Here is a 19,258-nt window from a genome sequence, read left to right as displayed (position 1 = left end):
CAATACGCATGTGTCCCGCCTTGACGCTCCCCGGATGCTCCTCTACAAAGACACATGACGTTCACATTTCAGGTCCCCACCGCTCTGGAATATTTCGAATCGCTCGTCCGCAGCGATGACCATTTCCCGCTGCTCGAAGCCGCCGCCAGCCTGGCGCAGGACGAGTACCCCGATCTGGACGTCCAGCAGGTCCTCGGCGACGTCGACCAGCTCCTCGCCCGCTTGAAGCGCCGCCTGCCGGCCGACGCCGCACCGCTCGCCCGGCTGCGCGCGCTGAACCAGTTCTTCTTCAACGACCTGAACTTCGGCGGCAACGTCAACGACTACTACGACCCCGACAACAGCTACCTGAACGCCGTGCTGCGCACCCGCCGCGGCATTCCGATCTCGCTGGCGGTGGTGTGGATGGAACTGGCCCAGGGCTTGGGCCTGCAGGCACGCGGCATCGGATTTCCGGGCCACTTCATGCTCAAGGTCACGCTGCCCAAGGGGCAAGTGGTGATCGATCCGTTCACCGGCAAGTCGCTCTCGCGCGAAGAGCTCGGCGAGCGGCTGGAGCCCTACAAGCGCAGCAACGGGCTGGTCGGCGACTTCGACGTGCCGCTCGGCCTCTACCTGCAGCCGGCCAGTTCGCGCGAAATCATCGGCCGCATGCTGCGCAACCTCAAGGAGGTGCACCGCGCGCAGGAAGACTGGCAACGTGCCATCGCGGTGCAGGACCGCCTCATCGCGTTGCTGCCCAGCGCCTGGGGCGAGTACCGCGACCGCGGCATCGCGCACGCGGAGCAGGGCAACACCGCGCTGGCGGTGCACGACCTGGAGGTCTACCTGACCCACGCCGAGGACGCCCTGGACATCGACGCCATCGCCGAGCGCGTGGCCGCCTTGCGCCGAACGGCCAACGGATGACCGCCAAGGCCGGCGTGAGCGGCGTGGGCGGCACGGCGCCCGACCTGGGCACCCTGCACGAATTCCATGGCGTGCAGCCGGTCTTGCCCGTCTCGGATGTGTCCCGCGCCGCACGCTGGTTTCGTGACGTGCTGGGCTTCGAACTCGATTTCATCGCCGGCGAACCGCCCAGCTATGCGCGGGTAAAAAAAGGCGACGGCAGCCACGGCGACCCGGTCTATCTGCGCCTCTGGCAGTGCAGCACCCGCGGCACGCCGCCCTGGCGCGGCGAAATCGTCATCCACGTGGGCAAGGACATCGACGGCCTGCACGACGCCTATGTGAAACGCGGCGTGACGGTGATCGAGCCGCCTGTCTCCCAACCCTGGGGCCTGCGCGAATTCGCTATCCGCGAACCCGATGGCCACGTGCTGCGCTTCTGCGGCTATCTGCCCTGAATTTCTGAAACGCAAAATTACATCTGGACCGATGCGAGCGTGTCGATCCGGCTTCCGCTCGTCCGACGTGATTACAGGAGCACGCAATTTCAGCGGCTCCCGATTTCATCAACCTTCAGGAGAAACGACATGCGATTCATGATTCTGGTCAAGGCGAACAAGGATTCCGAAGCGGGCGTGATGCCCAGCACCGAGATCCTCACTGAGATGGGCAAGTTCAACGAAGAACTGGTCAAGGCCGGCGTGCTGCTGGCGGGCGAGGGGCTGCACCCCAGTTCCAAGGGCGCGCGCGTGCGCTGCGAAGGCCTGAAGCGCACCGTGATCGACGGGCCCTTCGCCGAAACGAAAGAACTGCTGGCCGGCTTCTGGCTGCTGCAGGTCAAGTCGAAGGAAGAAGCCATCGAGTGGATCAAGCGCAGCCCCTTCCAGGAGGGCGAGATCGAGATCCGCCAGGTGTTCGAAGCCACCGACTTCGGTGATTCGATGACGCCCGAACTGCTGGCGCAGGAAGACCGCCTGCGCACCGAATCCGCCAAGCGCACCGGCGCTGCCGGCTGAGCCCATCGAATCCCAAGGAGACACACCATGCGATTCATGATGCTGATGATTCCCCACGGCTACGAGACGGCCGCCCCCGGCACGATGCCCGAGGACCGCGAGGCGATGGCCGCGATGATGGCCTACAACGAATCCCTGCAGAAAGCCGGCGTGCTGATCAGCTGCGACGGCCTGCATCCGCCTTCGATGGGCGCGCGCGTGAGCTTTCCGGGGCGCAAGCCGAAGGTGGTCGACGGCCCCTTCGCCGAGGTCAAGGAAGTGCTGGGCGGCTACTGGGTCATCGAGGTCGCTTCGCGCGCCGAGGCCATCGAATGGGCCACGCGCTGCCCGGGCGGGGAGAACGAGGTCATCGAGGTGCGGCAGATCCAGGAACTGGAAGATTATTCGCCCGACCTGCAGGCCGTGGCCGAGAGCTTCCCGTCGATGCAGACGGTGAAGAAATAACCGTCTTACTGTTCGCGAAGCAGCCGGATGCCCACGAGCGTGTAGCGCGTGTCCGGTGCGTTCCAGTTGCGGTACGCGGCGCGCGCGTAGAACGGCCAGGTGTGCCAGGAGCCCCCGCGGCGCACCCGCACCGTGCCCTCGGCCGGGCCCTGCGGGTCGTCGACCGGGGAGCGCGCGTAGTATTCCTCGCCATGCCAATCGGCCACCCACTCCCAGGCATTGCCGTGCATGTCGTAGAGGCCCCAGGCGTTCGGCGCGAAGCTGCCGACCGGCGCGGTGAATGCGAAGCCGTCGTCGCCCTTCAGTGCCATCGGCGCCCAGCGCGGCCAGTACCTGGCGGTGCGCGCATCGAACACGTTGGCCGTGCGCAGCAGCGATTGCGGATCGTCGCCCGCGCTGTAGCGCGTGCGGGTGCCGGCGCGGCAGGCGTATTCCCACTCGGCCTCGGTCGGCAGCCGGTAGCGCTTGCCTTCGGACTTGCTCAGCCAAGCGGCAAGCGCCTGCGCGTCGTTCCAGGTCACGTTGACCACGGGGTGCTCGTCGCTTTGTGCAAAGCCCGGGTTGCGCCAGGAGTAGCGCACGTCGCGCCCCTCGAAAGCATCGCCGCGCCGGGTCGTGGCCGGGTTGTAGTCGGCGCGCCAGCCGTAGCCGCCGGTGCCGTCGGCGACCGATTCCGGTACGTAGCCCGAGGCTTCGACAAAACGGCGGAACTGGCCGACCGTCACCTCGTGCTGACCCATCCAGAACGAGCGCGTGATGCGCACGCGATGCACCGGCCCTTCGTCGTCCAGCTTGGTGAAACGCTCCTTTGGCAAGTCGGGGTAGGCGGCGGCCAGCGCTTCGGGCGTCTCGTCGCTGCCCATCATGAATTCGCCGGCCGGCAACTTGACGAAGGCCATGCCGAGGCTGTTGCGTTCGACCTCGGCGGCCTGGGCGCCGCCCAGGATGAGGCACAGGATCAGGAGGCACTGCTTCATGGCCGCATGCTAGCGCGCGCAATGAGCGTCGAAGAAGGGGCTGTAGCGTGAGCGACAGCAAGAACGAAGCGGCCATCCACCGCGCCATCGACGCCGTCTGGCGCATGGAGTCGGCCAAGATCATCGCCACCGTCGCGCGCATGGTGCGCGACGTGGGCCTGGCCGAAGAACTGGCGCAGGACGCGCTGGTCGCCGCGCTCGAACAATGGCCCGGGGCCGGCGTGCCCGACAACCCCGCTGCCTGGCTCACGCAGGTGGCCAAGCACCGCGCGCTCGACCGCCTGCGCCACGGCCAGCTGGCCGAACGCAAGGCGCCCGAGATCGGCCGCGAACTCGACGCGCAGCACGAGATGGCGCAGGCCGATTTCGCCGAAGCGGTCGATGCGGCCATCGACGACGACATCGGCGACGATCTGCTGCGCCTCGTCTTCACCGCCTGCCACCCGGTACTTTCGACCGAGGCGCGCGTGGCGCTCACATTGCGGCTGATGGGCGGGCTCACGACCGACGAGATCGCCCGCGCCTTCCTCGTGCCCGAGGCCACCGTGGCGCAGCGCATCGTGCGCGCCAAGCGCACCCTGCTCGAGGCGCGCGTGCCTTTCGAGGTGCCGCGCCGCCACGAGCTCGAAGCGCGTCTGGCCTCGGTGCTCGAGGTGCTCTACCTGATCTTCAACGAGGGCTACTCGGCCACCGCCGGCGACGACTGGATGCGTCCCGCGCTCTGCGATGAGGCGATGCGCCTGGGCCGCATCGTGGCCGGGCTGGTACCCGACGCGTCGGAGGTGCACGGCCTCGTGGCGCTGATGGAAATCCAGGCCTCCCGCACGGCTGCGCGCGTCGGCGCCTCGGGCGAACCGGTGCTGCTGCTCGAACAGAACCGCGCGCGCTGGGACCAGATGCTGATCCGCCGCGGCCTCGCGGGACTCGCGCGGGCGGAGGCGTTAGGCGCACTGGGCCCCTACGCCTTGCAGGCCGCCATCGCCGCCTGCCACGGCCGCGCGCGCACCGCCGACGAAACCGACTGGCCGCGCATCGCCGCGCTCTACGACGCGCTGGCCGAACTTGCACCGTCACCCATCGTCGAGCTCAACCGCGCGGTCGCGCTGTCGATGGCCTTCGGGCCGGCGGCGGGGCTCGAGGTGGTCGATGCGCTCATGGACGAGCCGGCCCTCAAGGGCTACCACCTGCTGCCAACGGTGCGCGGCGATCTGCTCTTCAAGCTCGGCCGCCGCGACGAGGCGCGCAAGGAGTTCGACCGCGCCGCCTCGCTCACGCGCAACACGCGCGAGCAGGCGTTGCTGCGGGCGCGTGCGCGGGCCTGCACGGCCTAAGTCTTCAGTGCGGTGTTCGCTTCCGACGGCGAGCCGGGCAATCCGAACTGGTGCCACGCCCGCCGCAGTTGCGTGTCGGAGCCGAAACCCGACAGCTCCGCTGCCCGCGTCACGCTCGCGCCCGACGACAGCGCCAGTTGCGCGGCCGCGAGCCGCAGCCGCCGCAGATAGGCCAGCGGCGCCACGCCCGCGTGTTCCACGAAGAGCCGCGTGAGGTGCCGCGCCGAGGTGTGGGCCACATCCGCCATGCGCGGCACGCTCCAGTTGGCCTGCGGCTGCTCGCTCACGGCGTCCTGCACGCGGTGCAGCGCGGCGTGCAGGTGGTTGCGGTAGGCGAGAAAGGGCGAGAGCTCCGGATCGTGCGGGCCGCGCCGCAGCGCCACCACCATCGTCTGCGCCACCTGCGCCGCGAGCGCTTCGCCACAGGTCTCGGCGATGCGGTGCAGCACGAGGTCGATGCCGGTCGTGACCCCCGCGCTGCTGTAGAGCGGCGGATCGATCACGAACACGCGGTTGCTCACCACGTCGCAACGCGGCTCGACCATGCGCAGTTCGTCCAGGTGATGGTGGTGCGTGGTGGCGCGCCGCCCCGCGAGCGCGCCGGCATGCGCCGCCAGCACCGCGCCCGCGCAGACCGTGACCAGCTCGACGCGGCCACGCTCGAAACGCTGGCCGCGCAGCCAGTGCAGCAGGTCCTGTGTCTCGGGGTTGTCGATGGCGATGGTCTGGCCGGTCAGGCCGACGAGCACGACCCAGGCGGGGCCGTCCCATTGCGCGGGCAGGGGCGAGAGCCCGGCGAGCGCGACGCCGACCGAGGCCATGGACGTCGGCCGCGGGCTGGCGAACTCGATCGAGAAACGCTCAGGCCGGCCCGACGCCAGCAGCCGCTGGTTCGCGATCCGCAGCGCCTCGGCCGGCCCGGCCCAGTCGAGCACGAGGCTGCCGGGGAGCAGCACGAAAACTACGCGGATGGGTGGCTGCTGTTGTGGGTCCATGCGTAGTCCATCTGGCGCGCGGTGCGTTCGGCCAACGCACGGCCTGCGAGGCGCTCGACCAGGTGCAGGCTCATGTCGATGCCTGCGCTGATCCCGGCCGAACTGACGATGCGGCCGGTGTCGACCCAGCGCACGTCGTCGCGCACGTCGAGTTTCGGGAACTGCGCGCGCAGGTCGGCGATGTCTTCCCAGTGCGTGGTGACGGCCTCCTGCGTGACCACGTCGCTCCTGGCGAGCAGGAAGACGCCGGTGCAGACCGAGGCGACGAGTTGCGCGCCAGCCGCGCAATCGGCGATCCAGCGCAGGGTTTCGGGGCTCGACATCGGCGCATCGACCAGGCCGCCGGGAACGATCAGCACGTCGGCGGCCGGGTTGCTTGCGACGGTGTGGTCGGCGAGCAGTTGCAGGCCGGCTCGCGCCTGCACGGGCTGGCCGGGCGGCGTGAGCGCGACCGATGCGACTTCGAACGGCGCCGCCGTGCCCGGCTGCATGCGCTGGCTGACGCGGCTGGCTGTGGTGAACACCTCGAAGGGGCCGGCGAAATCCAGTGCCTCGACGCCGTCGTAGGCCAGGATCAGCACGCGCAGGGCGGTCATGCCACCGAACCAGCGCGTTCCAGCGCCTGCGGCACGCTGCAGATCGTCGCGAAACGGCCGGCCAGCACGGCGGCCGTTCGCGACTTGATGTCGGCCGCCAGCAGCGGCCGGCCGTCAGGCTGCACCATGTCGAAGGTCAGCGTGGCGTCCGTCACGTAGTCGACCTCCCAGCCCAGGTCCGAAGCGTGGCGGGTGGTGGTTTCGCAGCACTGCTCGGTGCGGATGCCGCTCACGATCAGCCGGCGGATGCCGTTCTCGGTGAGCCAGACATCGAGCCCGCTGTTGACCAGCGCGCTGTGGCGGTGCTTGGTGAAGGTGGCCGCGGCGTCGAACGCCACGACCCCGTCGATGGGGTGGACGTGGCCCGATTCCACGGCGAACGGGTTGCTCGCGTTGCTGGGCTCGTCGACGTGAAAGATGCGCACGATCGGCAGGCCCGCCGCCGCGACGCCTTCGATCAGCGCGTTCTGGGCGGCGAAGTAGGGCGCCGCGACGCCTTCGTTCCAATAGGCGCGCTGGCGAAACGATTCCTGGGCGTCGATCACAATCAGACAGGTTTTCATGGCGGTGGCTGGCGCGGAAGCGGAGTGGATGATGCCGCCAATTCTTGTGCGCCGCCATAGGTTCGGTCCGCGCCGAAGCGGACCAGAACCGATCAGATCAGGACATCAAGGATGTCCCGTGGGGCTCAGACCAGCGAGGCGGCCTGAAGCTCTTTCTTCAGGTACGCGTAGTACAGCGGCGCCGCCACCAGTCCGGCCGGCCCGAACACCGCCTCGGCCACGAACATCACCGCGAGCAGCTCCCACACGCTCATCTGCGTGCGCGCGCCCACCACCTTGGCGTTGATCACGTACTCGGCCTTGTGAATCACGATCAGGAAGATCAGGCAGGCCGCCGCCGTGACCGGCGAAACCGACAGGCCCACCAGCGTGATCACCGAATTGCAGACCAGGTTGCCCACGATCGGCACCAGCCCCGCCAGGAAGGTGAGGGTGATGAGTGCCGGCGTGTAGGGCAGGTGGGCGCCCCACAGCGGCATCAGGAACAGCAGGAAGATGGCGGTCAGCAGCGTGTTGAAGGCGGCGATCCAGAACTGGGCCGCCACGATCTGGGCAAAGGCCTCGCCGAAAGTCTCCACGCGCTGGTGCAGTTGCTCGGCCAGGGGCTTGCGCCGCAGGGGCGCTGCCGCCACGGCGGCCAGGCTGCCGACGATCAGCCCCACGTAGGAAAAGAGCAGCCCGTGCAGCCAGGCACGTCCAGCCATCGCGAGCGAGCCGGCCTGCGCGCGCAGGTAGTTGGCGATCACGCGCTGGATCTCGGCCGCGCCTTCGGGCAGGTAGGTCGCGATGTCGGGCGGCAGCTTGGAGCGCAGCTCGAGCACCGTGCGGGCGGTGTAGTCGAGCAGTTCACGGTACTGGTCGGGCGCATCGACGATGTACTCGCGCGCCTGCGACAGCCCCAGCGTGACCAGCGCGGCCGGGGCCAGCAGCACCACGATCACCGCCAGTACGCCGGCCCAGCCTGCGGCGCTGGAGCGCATGGCCGGAATGCGCAGCAGGCCCTTTTCGAGCAGGCGGGCGAACCAGCGCGTGAGCAGGAAGCCGATGCACACGCAGATGAGGCCGGGCAGCAGGTGCTCCCACATCACCAACATCAGCGCGCCCAGCATCAGCAGGTAGCTGGCGAGCATCACGCCGCGCGAGGCCGTGGTCCGGACGATGGGCGCCGCGGGTGCGGCGGCGGTGAAGGTGGGTTGCGGCTTTTTGGCCATCCGGGGGAGTGGGTGCGCTGCTCGGGTGCTTGGGGAAGGTTGAGTCGTCGGCGATCAGCCCACGATCACCGCGGCGCCTTCGCCGCGCTCGGCGATGACGCCGATCTCATGCACCTTTTCGCCCGATGCGCGCAGCGTGGCGGCGCAGGCGGCGGCTTCGGCCGCATCGATGACCACGACCATGCCGATGCCGTTGTTGAAGGTGCGGTTCATCTCGATGTCGTCGATGCCGGCAACCTTCTGCAGCCAGGCGAAGAGCTCGGTCTGCGGCCAGCTGCCCTTCTTGAGGTGGGCGGCGGTGCCTTCGGGCAGCACGCGCGGAATGTTCTCGAGCAGGCCGCCGCCGGTGATGTGGGCGAGCGCCTTGATCGGGTGCTTGGCCAGCGCTTCGAGCACCGGCTTCACGTAGAGGTGGGTGGGCTCCATCACGGCTTCGCGGAAGGGCTTGCCGTCGAGCGTGGCGGGCAGGTCGGCGCCGGCCCGTTCGATCACCTTGCGCACCAGGCTGAAACCGTTGGAATGAACACCGGCCGAGGCCAGGCCGAGCACCACGTCGCCGGGCTTCACGTTCTGGCCGGTGAGGATCTTCGATTTTTCGACCGCGCCGACCGCGAAGCCCGCCAGGTCGTACTCGCCGGCGGGGTACATGCCGGGCATTTCGGCGGTTTCGCCGCCGATGAGTGCGCAGCCCGAGAGCTCGCAGCCGCGGGCGATGCCGCCGATGACGGCCGCGGCCGTTTCCACGTCCAGCTTGCCGCAGGCGAAGTAATCGAGGAAGAAGAGCGGCTCGGCGCCCTGCACCAGCACGTCGTTGACGCTCATTGCCACGAGGTCGATGCCGACGGTGTCGTGCATGTTCCATTCGAAAGCCAGCTTGAGCTTGGTGCCCACGCCGTCGGTGCCGCTCACCAGCACCGGCTCCTTGTAGCGCTTGGGCACCTCGAACAGGGCGCCGAAACCGCCGATGCCGGCCAGCACGCCTTCGCGCATGGTCTTCTTGGCCAGGGGCTTGATGCGGTCAATCAGCGCGTCGCCGGCATCGATATCGACACCGGCATCCTTGTAGCTGAGCGGGGTGGGCGTAGGGGAGGTCATGGGTGTGCGAAAGCGAACAAGAGAGCCCACAAGAGGCGGGGTGGTAGAGGCGCCGGCAACCGGAGCGGCCGGGCCGATAGAATTCCTGTTGATTTTAAGGGCCCCAGCGGCCCCCTCCATGAACCTTCCCGGGATGAAACAGCTCGCGCTCGATATCGGCATTGCGACGGGCCCCAGCTTCGACGCCTTTTTTGCCGGCCCCAACGAGGCGGCGCTGCGCCACCTGCAAGTGTGGGTGGGCAGCGCCGGCAGCCCTGCGCTGCACTCGCCGGTGCCCACCTATCTTTGGGGCGAAGGCGGCAGTGGCAAGACCCATCTGCTCGAATCGGTGCGTGTCGCACTGCGCGAGCAGGGCGCGAGCGTGGGCTGGCTGCACGCCGGCCTGCTCGAGCCGCCCGAGTTCGACGAGCGCTGGGGCGCCGTGCTGCTCGACGACGTGCACCTCTACACCGCCGTGCAGCAGCACGCGGCCTTCAACTGGTTCGTCAACGCCCAGACCCTGCAGCGCGGCGTGGTCGCCGCCGGCGCGCTGCCGCCGGCCGACCTGCCGCTGCGCGAAGACCTGCGCACCCGCCTGGGTTGGGGCCATGTGTTCCACCTGCAGGTGCTGAGCGAGACCGAACGCCGCGCGGTGCTGCGCCAGGCGGCCGATGCGCGCGGCGTGATGCTGTCCGACGACGTGCTCGATTTCATGCTGCACCGCTTCAGCCGCGACCTCGGCAGCCTGATGGAACTGCTCACGCAGCTCGACGGCTACGCGCTCCAGACACAACGCGCGATCACCATCCCGTTGATCCGATCCATGCTCGAAAACGAATAAGAAGAGCTTTCACAACCAATGATCAAGACATTCATCGACAAGCTGCTGGGCAAATCCGCCGGCAGCACACAGGGCAAGAGCCGCTTCGGCAAGCGCCAGGAGGTGCCGGCAGAGGTTCACAAGATCGATCCGGCCCTGGTCGACGAACGCGCGAAGAACGTGGTCACCACGCTCCAGCAGGCGGGCTACGAGGCCTATGTGGTGGGCGGCGCGGTGCGCGACCTGTTGCTGGGCCTGCGCCCGAAAGATTTCGACGTTGCCACCAATGCCACGCCCGAGCAGGTCAAGTCGCTGTTCCGCCGCGCCTTCATCATCGGGCGGCGTTTTCGCATCGTGCACGTGGTGTACGGCCGGGGGCGCGAGCACGAAGTGATCGAGGTCTCGACCTTCCGTGCCTACATGGACAGCGCCGCCGCCGAGCAGGTGGCCGGCAACGAGCGCACCAGCAAGGGCGAACTCGCGAGCATGAAGCACGCGGTGGACGCCAGCGGCCGCGTGCTGCGCGACAACGTCTGGGGCCCGCAGGAAGAAGATGCGGCGCGCCGCGACTTCACCGTCAACGCCATGTACTACGACCCGGCCAACCAGGTGGTGGTCGACTATCACAACGGCATCAAGGACGCCCAGAAGCTCACGCTGCGCATGATCGGCGACCCGGTCACGCGCTACCGCGAAGATCCGGTGCGCATCATTCGCGCCATTCGCTTCTCGGCCAAGCTTGCGGCGCTGGGCTTCAAGATGGAAGCCAAGACCGCCGCGCCGCTGATCGAGTCGAGCAAGCTCCTGGCCGACGTGCCGCAAAGCCGCATGTTCGACGAGATGCTCAAGCTCTTGCAGACCGGCCATGCCATCGCAACGATCGAGCAACTGCGAAAGCTGGGGCTCGCCACCGGCATCTATCCGCTGCTGGACGTGGTGGTCGAGCGCGCCGACCAGCCTTTCGTGAAGGCAGCCCTGCAGGACACCGACCGCCGCGTGGGCGAAGGCAAGCCTGTGGCGCCCAGTTTCCTCTTGGCCTGCGTGCTTTGGGCCGACGTGCGTGACGGCTGGGCCCAGCGCCAGGAAGGCCGGCACGGCCAGCGCCCGCAGCCGCCGTTCCCGGCGCTGCAGGACGCGATCGACGATGTGTTCAATTCGCGCATCGGCGACGTGTCGGGCCGCGGCAAGCTGGCAGCGGACATGCGCGAGATCTGGATGATGCAGCCGCGCTTCGACAAGCGCACCGGCTCCACGCCCTACAGCCTGGTCGAGCAGGCGCGCTTTCGCGCTGCTTTCGACTTCATGCGGCTGCGCGCCGACGTGGGCGAGGTCGGGGAGGCGATTGCCGAGTGGTGGCAGGAATTCAGCACCGCCGACGATGTGCGCCGCCAGGACCTGCTGGAGCAGGTGCGCGACGAGCAGAAGACCCGCCAGCGCGTGCGAGTGCGCGAAACCCCGCCGCCGTCGAAGCCACGCAGCGAGCCGGCCGGCCGGCAGCGCCAGGGTGAAGCCCTGGTCCAGGATTCGGAACAGGACGAAGAAGTCGAAGTCGAAGCTGGCGCCGTGCCGCCCGATGGCGAAGCGCCCGCGGTGCGCAAGCGCCGGCGTCGCCGCAAACCCCGGACCGGTGGCGGTGGTGGTGAGGGCGGCGGGAGCGCCGACGGCGCATGAGCGCGTCCGACCAGCCGAAGGACGGCAAGAAGAACCCCAAGGCCAGTGACAAGGCCAAGGCCGCTCCGCCGCGCGCGGGCGGTGCCAGGCCTCCGCCAGCCGGCGCCAGGAAGGGCCCGCCCGGCGGCCCCCCCGCACGCCGTGCGCCTGCCCGAGCCCCCACGAGCCGCCCCCGCGGCCCACGCGAGGACTACCCGACCGTGCAGGCCTTCGTCGCCATCGGCGCCAACCTGGGCGATGCCGAGACTTCGGTGAAGGCCGCCATGGCCGCCATCGGCGCGCTGCAACGCACCACGGTGACCGCCCGCTCGTCGCTCTACCGCAGCGAACCGGTGGATGCCGAAGGCCCGAATTTCGTCAACGCCGTGGTGGCCGTGCGAACCGGCCTGGATGCCGAGCAATTCCTCGTGGCGTTGCAGCGCCTGGAGACACAGGCCGGCCGCGAAAGGCCGTTTCCCAACGCGCCGCGCACGCTCGACCTGGACCTCCTGATGCACGGCAATTCGGTGATGGACACGCCCACGCTGACCCTGCCGCATCCCCGCATGCGCGAGCGCGCCTTCGTTCTGAAGCCGCTCGCCGAGATCGCCCCGGACAAGGTGCCGCGCGCGGCGCTGGCCCGCGTCACGGGCCAGGTGGTCAAGCGCATCGTCTGAGAAACCGCACGGCAAGCGCCCCGCTTTGCCTTGCGATGGTTCGCCGACCGGCACCCTGATTTCAGGCAATCCAGCGACCGGGAAAGCCGGCGCGCCGGGACACGGTCGTCGCTCCCGTTAAACTTCGCCGGTTTTTCATGAAGGTGTCATCCAGTTGTGGTTGGCACACCCCAGGAGTTTCCATGTTCGGCAAGCTGCTGCCCCGCGAGGGCAATTTCTTCGAGATGTTCAACCAGCACGCCGAGCGCATCGTGGAGGCGGCGAGGGCTTTCGAGCAACTCGTCGCCAACTACAGCGACGTGCACCTGCGGGAGCAGTACAACCGCGACGTCGACAACGCCGAGCGCGCGGCCGACCGCGTGACGCACGACGTCAACCGGCTGATCCACAAGACCTTCATCACGCCCATCGACCGCGAGCAGATCCACAAGCTCATCAACACGATGGACGACGTGGCCGACCTGATCCAGGACTCGGCCGAGACGATGGCGCTGTACGACGTGCGCCACATGACCGACGAGATCGTGCGCCTGACCGCCCTGAGCGTGAAGTGCTGCGACCGCCTGAAGGACGCCGTCAAGTTCCTCGGCAAGATCGCCGACCCGGCCGTGGCCGAGGCGGTGCTCAAGACCTGCGAGGAAATCGACCGCCTCGAGTCGGACGCCGACCGCGTGATGCGCAGCGCCATGAGCAAGCTGTTCCGCGAGGAGCCCGATGTGCGCGAGGTGATCAAGCTGAAGGCGATCTACGAGTTGCTCGAGACGATCACCGACAAGTGCGAGGACGTGGCCAACGTGATCGAGGGCATCGTCCTCGAGAATTCCTGAGCGGGTAGCAACCGATGGCAACGGTTCAGGTCGCCCTCTGGGTGGTGATAGTTCTGGTCGCGCTGGCGATCCTGTTCGACTTCATGAACGGATTCCACGACGCCGCCAATTCGATCGCGACGGTGGTCTCCACCGGCGTGCTCAAGCCGGGGCAGGCCGTGGTGTTCGCGGCTTTCTTCAACCTGATCGCGATCTTCATCTTCCATTTGAGCGTGGCGGCCACGGTGGGCAAGGGCATCGCCCAGCCCGGCGTAGTCGACGTACACGTGGTGTTCGGTGCGCTCATCGGTGCCATCAGTTGGAACCTGGTCACCTGGTACTACGGCATCCCGAGCAGCTCGTCGCACGCGTTGATCGGCGGCATCGTGGGTGCGGTGATCGCCAAGACCGGCACGACCGGCCTCGTGGCCTCGGGCATCTGGAAGACTGTGGCGTTCATCTTCGTGTCGCCGCTGCTGGGCTTCCTGCTGGGCTCGATGATGATGATCGTGGTGGCTTGGGGCTTCCGGCGCGCCACCCCGTCGCGGGTGGACCGCTGGTTCCGGCGGCTGCAGCTGGTTTCGGCCGGCGCCTACAGCCTGGGCCACGGCGGCAACGACGCACAGAAGACCATCGGCATCATCTGGATGCTGCTGATCGCCACCGGCTACGCCTCGGCCGGCGACGCGGCGCCGCCGAGCTGGGTCATCATCAGTTGCTACGCCGCGATCGCGCTGGGCACCATGTTCGGCGGCTGGCGCATCGTGAAGACGATGGGCCAGAAGATCACCAAGTTGAAGCCCGTGGGCGGCTTCTGCGCAGAAACCGGCGGCGCGTTGACGCTGTTCCTGGCAACGGCGCTGGGCATTCCGGTGTCGACCACCCACACCATCACCGGCGCCATCGTCGGCGTGGGCTCTACGCAGCGCGCGAGCGCGGTGCGTTGGGGTGTGGCGGGGAACATCGTCTGGGCGTGGATCTTCACCATTCCGGCGTCGGCCTTCGTGGCCGCGATCGCCTACTGGCTCAGCATGCAGCTCTTCTGACGGCTACTGCGAGATCTTTCGGCCTTCTTCGATCTGGTGTTCGAAGTAGCGCTGGAAGCTGAACACGATGCTGGCCATCAGGATCGTGCTGCCGAAGAAGAGCGACAGCACCACGGCACCGATCGTGAACCAGTTGGTCTGGCCCGGCGCGGCGTCTTCCGGTGCGCCGGTATTGAAGCGGGCGTTCCACTTTGCGGGCGCCATGAGGCCGTAGACGATCGCCGTCAATGCGCAGCCGGCGATGGTGAAACCCAGCAGTGGAATCAGCGCCCAGCTCAGGCCGTCGTCCACGCCGTACATGCGCACGCGCTCGATACCGTAGATGCCCAGTGCCGTCGGAATGGGCAGCAGCCAGCCCAGCAGGTCGCCCATGCCGCGCAGGTAGAAGCGGTGCAGGCCCAAGGGGCCGCCGAGGAAAGAGAGCCAGGCCGCGGTAGTTTTGTTTTTCATTCGGGTTTTGTCGTGCTGCCTTCGCCGAGCACCTTTTCCATCAGGACCACGTCGCGCCATTCGCCGAACTTCCAGCCGCAGTCTTTCAGCACACCCACGTGGGTGAAGCCTTGGCTGCGGTGGACGCCGACGGAGCCGGCGTTGGCCGAGTCGCCGATCACTGCTATGAGCTTGCGTACGCCGACCGCTTCCGCGGCCTGCGAGAGCGCCGCCAGCAGCTTGGCGCCCAGACCCTTGCCGCGTGCTGACTGCGCCATGTAGATCGAGTCTTCGGCCGAAAAACGGTAGGCCGGGCGCGGCTTGAACCAGTTGCAGTAGGCAAAACCCAGCACTTCGCCGTCTTCTTCGGCGACCAGGTAGGGCAGGTTTTTGCTCAGCACGTCGGCGCGGCGCGCAGCCATGTCGATGCCGGAGGGCGCCTCGGTCTCGAAGGTGCCCGTGCCGTGCAGCACATGGTGGGCGTAGATGGCCGTGATGGCCGCGACGTCGTCGTCGCGACTGGGGCGGATGGAGAGGGTCATGGGTGAAAAAGAGACGGCGCGGGGCCGAAAATTCGGAGAAAACGCGTAGCGGGCTATAATCGCAGGCTTTTCAGCGTGTCGCTGGCCGGGTGGCCATGTCGCGTGTCTCGACGCTGGAAGAACATTGTGAGCGGGCCTCTTTCTCATCCAACTGGCTCGCTGACCACCCAAGGATAAATCATGGTCGTCATTCGACTCTCCCGCGGCGGCTCCAAAGGCCGTCCGTTCTTCAACATCGTCGTGTCGGACAAGCGCGTTCGCCGCGATGGCCGTTTCATCGAGCGCCTGGGTTTCTACAACCCGACTGCCAAGGAAAACGAAGAAAGCATCCGCATTGCCCAGGATCGCCTGACCTACTGGAAGAGCGTTGGCGCCCAAGCCTCGCCCACGGTCCTGCGCCTGATCAAGCAAGCTGCAGCCGCAGCCCCCAAGGCGGCAGCCTAAGCCGTCACGCACGGCGATGTTGCCCGCACTCGAAGCCGCCGAATTGCCGGCGGACGCGATCGAGGTAGGACGCATCGCCGATGCCTGGGGCATCAAGGGCTGGTTCAAGGTCCTGCCCCACAGCGCCCAACCCGAGGCGCTTTTTTCTTCCAAGCGCTGGTTCCTGCAGGCTCCCGGAGCCTCGGCGAACGCCGCTTTCCGGCTCGCAATTCGCGAAGCCAAAGAACATTCCGACTGCATCGTCGCCTCGTCCGAAGAGGTGCCTGACCGCAATGCGGCCGAGGCCCTGCGCGGCGCGCGCGTGTTCGTGCCGCGCTCGAGCTTCCCGACGGCCGGCGACGACGAGTACTACTGGGTCGACCTGATCGGCCTGTCGGTCGTCAACCGAGAAGGCGTGACGCTCGGCACGGTGCGCGAACTGCTCGCCACCGGCCCGCAGACCACGCTGGTGCTCACCGCCGAAGAAGACGGCAAGACCGTCGAGCGCATGGTGCCCTTCGTCTCTGTTTTCGTCGACAAGGTCGATCTGGCCGGCCGCCTCATCACGGTCGACTGGCAACCCGAGTTCTGACCCCGGGGCTTGCGCGCATGCGCTTCGACGTCCTCACGCTCTTTCCCGAACTGTTCGCGCCTTTCATGGCCAGCGGCGTGACGCGTCGCGCCTACGAGTCGAAGCAGGTCGAGGTCGTGCTCTGGAATCCGCGCGATTTCGCTCAGGGCAACTACAAGCGCGTGGACGACCGGCCCTTCGGCGGCGGTCCCGGCATGGTGATGATGGCCGAGCCGCTCGCCGCCTGCCTCGACGCGGCGCTGGCCGCGCGAGGGGCGGATGCACCTGTCGTGCTGTTTTCTCCCATCGGCGAGGCGCTGCGTCACGGGGCGGTCGAAAAATGGTCGGCCAGCGAGGGCGCAGTGCTGGTCTGCGGCCGCTACGAAGGCATCGACCAGCGTTTCATCGATGCGCGCGTCACCCATCAGATCAGCCTCGGCGACTTCGTCCTCTCCGGCGGCGAGATCGCGGCCATGGCGCTGCTCGATGCGGTAGCGCGGTTGCAGCCAGGGGTGCTGGGCGACGAGGCGAGCCATGTGCAGGACAGCTTCAACCCCGCGCTCGACGGCCTGCTCGACTGCCCGCATTACACCCGGCCAGAGCAATGGAACGGGCAGGGCGTTCCCGCGCCGTTGCTCTCGGGACATCACGCGCAGATCGAGCGCTGGCGCCGCGACCAGCGACTGGCCATGACGGCTGCCAAGCGCCCTGATCTGATCGACGCCGCCCGCGCCGCCAGCCGCCTGGACAAAGCCGATGAGACGGCTCTGAAAAAAAAGCTATAATCTTTGGCTCCCCGATCCTCTGCCCGGCCGCGCCTGGCCTTCTGTTCACCTCAGGGCGACAGATACCAACGGCGCCTTTTGTGTAGCCCGACACGATCGAATATCAGGAAATCATGAACCTCATCGAAACCCTCGAGCAGGAAGAAATCGCCCGCCTCGGCAAGAAGATCCCCGATTTCATGCCCGGTGACACGGTCATCGTCAGTGTGAGCGTCGTCGAAGGCACCCGCAAGCGCGTGCAGGCCTACGAAGGCGTCGTGATCGCCAAGCGCAATCGCGGCCTCAACAGCGGCTTCACCGTGCGCAAGATCTCCAGCGGCGAAGGCGTGGAACGTACGTTCCAGACCTACAGCCCGCTGATCGCTGGTATCGAAGTCAAGCGTCGTGGCGATGTGCGCCGCGCCAAGCTGTACTACCTGCGCGATCGCAGCGGCCGTTCGGCACGTATCAAGGAAAAGCTGCCGGGCAAGTCGCAAGCAGCAGCGGCCGCCAAGTAAGCCGTTTTCCTGCAGTGCAAAAAGCCGCCGTTCTGGCGGCTTTTTGCGTTGTTGCTCCGCTCGAAGACAACTTTCCGTTTTTCCGCTCTACTTCTTCCTTCCGGCTCCGGCACTTTTCATCTCTTGACCACCTCATCCACTTCCCCGCAGGACGCTTCCCTCGAACCGGTCAACGCCGTGGCGCCGTCCACGCTGCCGCCGTTCGATCCGCGTAAGGCGCCCTTCACGGTGAGGAACGATGGATTGCCGGCAGTGCCTGCCGCGCAGTTGACGGCGCAGGCCCTGCGGGCGCGTTTCGAAACGCCTCCGGTCTGGACTCCCGAACTGCGCCGTGAGCCGCGAATGACCGAGCGAGTACCCGCGCAGGCGGCCGTGCTCGTGCCGATCGTGCAGCGCCCGCAAGGCGCGACCGTGCTGCTGACCGAGCGCACTGCGCACCTCTCGACCCATTCGGGTCAGGTCGCGTTTCCCGGCGGCCGCGTTGATCCCGAAGATGCGAACGTCGCAGCCGCCGCGTTGCGCGAGGCTTGGGAAGAGGTCGGCCTCTCGGCGCAATACGTCGAGGTGCTCGGCAACCTGCCGACCTACACGACGGTCACGTCCTTCATCGTGACGCCAGTGGTCGCGCTGGTGCAGCCCGGCTTCGAACTCGCCATCAATCCCTACGAAGTCGCCGATGCCTTCGAGGTGCCGCTCGCGTGGCTGATGGACCCGGCCAACCATCGCCACCACACCGTGCCCGCACCCGACGGCACGAAGCGCCAGTGGTATTCGATGCCCTATCAGGACGGCGCCGACGAGCGCTTCGTCTGGGGCGCGACCGCCGGCATGCTGCGCAATCTTTACCGTTTCCTCGCCGCCTGAATCCCGGCTGAATCTGCAGGCTCTCTCGCTATCATCGACGGATGAGCTTCTTTGCCATCCTGTGCGCGTTGCTGATCGAGCAAGTGAGGCCGCTGGGCCCTCACAACCCCGTGTACGGCACCGTCCTCGCGTGGACCCGCTGGACCAGCCGCAACTTCGATGCGGGCAAGCCCCATCACGGATGGATCGCCTGGGGTCTCGCGGTCTTCGTGCCGACACTCGTGGCCCTCGGCGTGCATTGGCTGCTGGTGCTCACGCTGGGCCTGCCGTTCGCGGTCCTCTGGAGCATCGCGGTGCTCTACGTCACGCTGGGCTTTCGGCAGTTCAGCCATCACTTCACCGACATCCGCGATGCGCTCGACGAGGGCGACGAGCCGCTCGCGCGTTCGCTGCTCGCGCACTGGCAGGGCGTGGATGCGGCCGAGCTCAAGCGCAGCGAGATCGTGCGCCATGTGATCGAGCATTCGGTCATTGCGGCGCACCGCCATGTGTTCGGCGTGCTGGCGTGGTTCTCGGTGCTCGCCGCGATCGGCCTCGGACCAGCCGGCGCGGTGTTCTATCGGATGAGCGAATTCGTCGCGCGCTACTGGGCCCACAAGAACGGCGCGGCGGTGCAGCCGTCGAGCGTCTCCGTGCAGCAGGCCGCAGAGAGCGCCTGGCACGGCATCGACTGGCTGCCCGCGCGCATCACGGCGCTGGGCTTCGCGGTGGTCGGCAGCTTCGAAGAGGCCATCGACTGCTGGCGCAACGACGCCCGGCGCTTTCCGAACGAGAACGACGGCGTGATCCTCGCGGCCACGTCCGGCGCGGTCAATGTGCGGCTGGGCGGCGGTTCGCTGAGCCCCATTCCGGTCACCGACCCGCTGCCGCGCGCACAAGCCGGCGAATCCGTGATCGACGGCCGCAGGCCCGACAGCGGCAGCACGCCGGGGCGCGAGCCCGAGCCCGGTCACTTGCGCAGCGTGGTCGGTCTCGTCTGGCGCTCGGTCGTGATGTGGATGGTGCTGCTGGCGTTGTTGACGCTGGCCCGTCTGCTGGGCTGAGCGGCGTGAC

General features: G+C 67.6%; 24 protein-coding genes. 16 read left to right on the top strand and 8 right to left on the bottom strand.

Going from position 1 to position 19,258, the window contains the following annotated elements:
* The first annotated feature begins 54 nt into the window (after positions 1-54).
* The 4 genes from QFZ83_RS20500 to QFZ83_RS20485 all read left to right on the top strand — a co-directional run bounded on the left by QFZ83_RS20500 (position 55) and on the right by QFZ83_RS20485 (position 2,348).
* On the top strand, positions 55-909 hold the full coding sequence (locus QFZ83_RS20500; protein WP_306877982.1) for a SirB1 family protein: 855 nt from the start codon (positions 55-57) through the stop codon (positions 907-909).
* Complete coding sequence (locus QFZ83_RS20495; RefSeq protein WP_307509562.1) at positions 906-1,346, top strand: VOC family protein; 441 nt, start codon at positions 906-908, stop codon at positions 1,344-1,346. The genes QFZ83_RS20500 and QFZ83_RS20495 overlap by 4 nt, the downstream gene beginning before the upstream one ends.
* Positions 1,347-1,475: 129 nt before the next feature.
* On the top strand, positions 1,476-1,904 hold the full coding sequence (locus QFZ83_RS20490; RefSeq protein ID WP_307509560.1) for a YciI family protein: 429 nt from the start codon (positions 1,476-1,478) through the stop codon (positions 1,902-1,904).
* A gap of 27 nt (positions 1,905-1,931) precedes the next feature.
* Entirely contained in the window at positions 1,932-2,348 is a 417-nt protein-coding gene (locus tag QFZ83_RS20485) for a YciI family protein (RefSeq protein WP_013540064.1), read from the top strand.
* Between the two features lie 5 nt (positions 2,349-2,353).
* Here the strand turns inward: QFZ83_RS20485 and QFZ83_RS20480 are convergent, their stop codons facing one another.
* Positions 2,354-3,325, bottom strand: coding sequence for a formylglycine-generating enzyme family protein (locus tag QFZ83_RS20480; RefSeq protein ID WP_307509557.1), 972 nt, complete (start codon positions 3,323-3,325; stop codon positions 2,354-2,356).
* A 104-nt stretch (positions 3,326-3,429) separates the two neighbouring features.
* Here QFZ83_RS20480 and QFZ83_RS20475 point away from each other — a divergent pair, with 104 nt between their 5' ends.
* Positions 3,430-4,656 (top strand): RNA polymerase sigma factor, encoded by a 1,227-nt coding sequence (locus tag QFZ83_RS20475; protein WP_307512781.1) that lies wholly within the window; start codon positions 3,430-3,432, stop codon positions 4,654-4,656.
* Here the strand turns inward: QFZ83_RS20475 and QFZ83_RS20470 are convergent.
* From QFZ83_RS20470 to purM, 5 genes are all read right to left on the bottom strand, one after another.
* Positions 4,653-5,651, bottom strand: a complete 999-nt coding sequence (locus QFZ83_RS20470; RefSeq protein WP_307509554.1) for a GlxA family transcriptional regulator — start codon at positions 5,649-5,651, stop codon at positions 4,653-4,655. The two genes, QFZ83_RS20475 and QFZ83_RS20470, sit on opposite strands and share 4 nt — an antisense overlap.
* Positions 5,618-6,247 carry a DJ-1/PfpI family protein gene (locus QFZ83_RS20465; RefSeq protein ID WP_307509551.1) on the bottom strand — a complete coding sequence of 210 codons (630 nt, stop codon included), beginning with the start codon at positions 6,245-6,247 and terminating at the stop codon, positions 5,618-5,620. The genes QFZ83_RS20470 and QFZ83_RS20465 overlap by 34 nt, the downstream gene beginning before the upstream one ends.
* Positions 6,244-6,810: an isochorismatase family protein gene (locus tag QFZ83_RS20460; protein ID WP_307509549.1), complete on the bottom strand. Its 567-nt coding sequence runs from the start codon at positions 6,808-6,810 to the stop codon at positions 6,244-6,246. Before QFZ83_RS20460 ends, QFZ83_RS20465 begins: the two co-directional genes overlap by 4 nt.
* A gap of 125 nt (positions 6,811-6,935) precedes the next feature.
* Positions 6,936-8,021, bottom strand: coding sequence for an AI-2E family transporter (locus QFZ83_RS20455; protein WP_013540070.1), 1,086 nt, complete (start codon positions 8,019-8,021; stop codon positions 6,936-6,938).
* Between the two features lie 54 nt (positions 8,022-8,075).
* On the bottom strand, positions 8,076-9,116 hold the full coding sequence (gene purM / locus QFZ83_RS20450) for a phosphoribosylformylglycinamidine cyclo-ligase (RefSeq protein WP_307509548.1): 1,041 nt from the start codon (positions 9,114-9,116) through the stop codon (positions 8,076-8,078).
* 133 nt (positions 9,117-9,249) lie between these two features.
* On the opposite strand from purM, the gene hda reads away from it, so the two are divergent.
* The 5 genes from hda to QFZ83_RS20425 all read left to right on the top strand — a co-directional run bounded on the left by hda (position 9,250) and on the right by QFZ83_RS20425 (position 14,094).
* Positions 9,250-9,936 carry a DnaA regulatory inactivator Hda gene (gene hda, locus QFZ83_RS20445; RefSeq protein WP_041942819.1) on the top strand — a complete coding sequence of 229 codons (687 nt, stop codon included), beginning with the start codon at positions 9,250-9,252 and terminating at the stop codon, positions 9,934-9,936.
* An 18-nt stretch (positions 9,937-9,954) separates the two neighbouring features.
* Positions 9,955-11,586, top strand: coding sequence for a polynucleotide adenylyltransferase PcnB (pcnB, locus tag QFZ83_RS20440; RefSeq protein ID WP_307509545.1), 1,632 nt, complete (start codon positions 9,955-9,957; stop codon positions 11,584-11,586).
* Positions 11,583-12,242, top strand: coding sequence for a 2-amino-4-hydroxy-6-hydroxymethyldihydropteridine diphosphokinase (gene folK / locus QFZ83_RS20435; RefSeq protein WP_307509541.1), 660 nt, complete (start codon positions 11,583-11,585; stop codon positions 12,240-12,242). The genes pcnB and folK overlap by 4 nt, the downstream gene beginning before the upstream one ends.
* Before the next feature lie 182 nt (positions 12,243-12,424).
* Positions 12,425-13,069 carry a DUF47 domain-containing protein gene (locus QFZ83_RS20430; protein WP_124463399.1) on the top strand — a complete coding sequence of 215 codons (645 nt, stop codon included), beginning with the start codon at positions 12,425-12,427 and terminating at the stop codon, positions 13,067-13,069.
* Between the two features lie 14 nt (positions 13,070-13,083).
* Positions 13,084-14,094, top strand: coding sequence for an inorganic phosphate transporter (locus QFZ83_RS20425; RefSeq protein WP_307509537.1), 1,011 nt, complete (start codon positions 13,084-13,086; stop codon positions 14,092-14,094).
* 3 nt (positions 14,095-14,097) lie between these two features.
* Here the strand turns inward: QFZ83_RS20425 and QFZ83_RS20420 are convergent, their stop codons facing one another.
* Together QFZ83_RS20420 and QFZ83_RS20415 are read right to left on the bottom strand one after the other, a co-directional pair.
* Complete coding sequence (locus QFZ83_RS20420) at positions 14,098-14,544, bottom strand: hypothetical protein (protein ID WP_307509535.1); 447 nt, start codon at positions 14,542-14,544, stop codon at positions 14,098-14,100.
* Positions 14,541-15,065 carry a GNAT family N-acetyltransferase gene (locus tag QFZ83_RS20415; protein ID WP_307509533.1) on the bottom strand — a complete coding sequence of 175 codons (525 nt, stop codon included), beginning with the start codon at positions 15,063-15,065 and terminating at the stop codon, positions 14,541-14,543. The genes QFZ83_RS20420 and QFZ83_RS20415 overlap by 4 nt, the downstream gene beginning before the upstream one ends.
* Before the next feature lie 180 nt (positions 15,066-15,245).
* Here QFZ83_RS20415 and rpsP point away from each other — a divergent pair, with 180 nt between their 5' ends.
* From rpsP to QFZ83_RS20385, 6 genes are all read left to right on the top strand, one after another.
* Positions 15,246-15,509 (top strand): 30S ribosomal protein S16, encoded by a 264-nt coding sequence (gene rpsP / locus QFZ83_RS20410; RefSeq protein ID WP_013540078.1) that lies wholly within the window; start codon positions 15,246-15,248, stop codon positions 15,507-15,509.
* Positions 15,510-15,525: 16 nt separating this feature from the next.
* On the top strand, positions 15,526-16,080 hold the full coding sequence (gene rimM / locus QFZ83_RS20405; RefSeq protein ID WP_307509531.1) for a ribosome maturation factor RimM: 555 nt from the start codon (positions 15,526-15,528) through the stop codon (positions 16,078-16,080).
* 17 nt (positions 16,081-16,097) lie between these two features.
* Positions 16,098-16,844 carry a tRNA (guanosine(37)-N1)-methyltransferase TrmD gene (trmD, locus tag QFZ83_RS20400; RefSeq protein ID WP_307509530.1) on the top strand — a complete coding sequence of 249 codons (747 nt, stop codon included), beginning with the start codon at positions 16,098-16,100 and terminating at the stop codon, positions 16,842-16,844.
* A gap of 113 nt (positions 16,845-16,957) precedes the next feature.
* Positions 16,958-17,341 carry a 50S ribosomal protein L19 gene (gene rplS / locus QFZ83_RS20395; protein WP_042582524.1) on the top strand — a complete coding sequence of 128 codons (384 nt, stop codon included), beginning with the start codon at positions 16,958-16,960 and terminating at the stop codon, positions 17,339-17,341.
* A 123-nt stretch (positions 17,342-17,464) separates the two neighbouring features.
* Positions 17,465-18,205 carry a CoA pyrophosphatase gene (locus QFZ83_RS20390; protein WP_307509525.1) on the top strand — a complete coding sequence of 247 codons (741 nt, stop codon included), beginning with the start codon at positions 17,465-17,467 and terminating at the stop codon, positions 18,203-18,205.
* 41 nt (positions 18,206-18,246) lie between these two features.
* A complete protein-coding gene (locus tag QFZ83_RS20385) occupies positions 18,247-19,248 on the top strand; it encodes a CobD/CbiB family protein (protein WP_307509523.1) in 1,002 nt (333 codons plus the stop codon).
* Positions 19,249-19,258 lie beyond the last annotated feature (10 nt).

This window comes from Variovorax sp. W1I1, from assembly GCF_030815625.1.
Taxonomy (GTDB): domain Bacteria; phylum Pseudomonadota; class Gammaproteobacteria; order Burkholderiales; family Burkholderiaceae_C; genus Variovorax; species Variovorax paradoxus_C.
The sequence above is the reverse complement of the archived record's forward strand: the minus strand, read 5'-3'. Positions and strand labels throughout refer to the sequence as shown.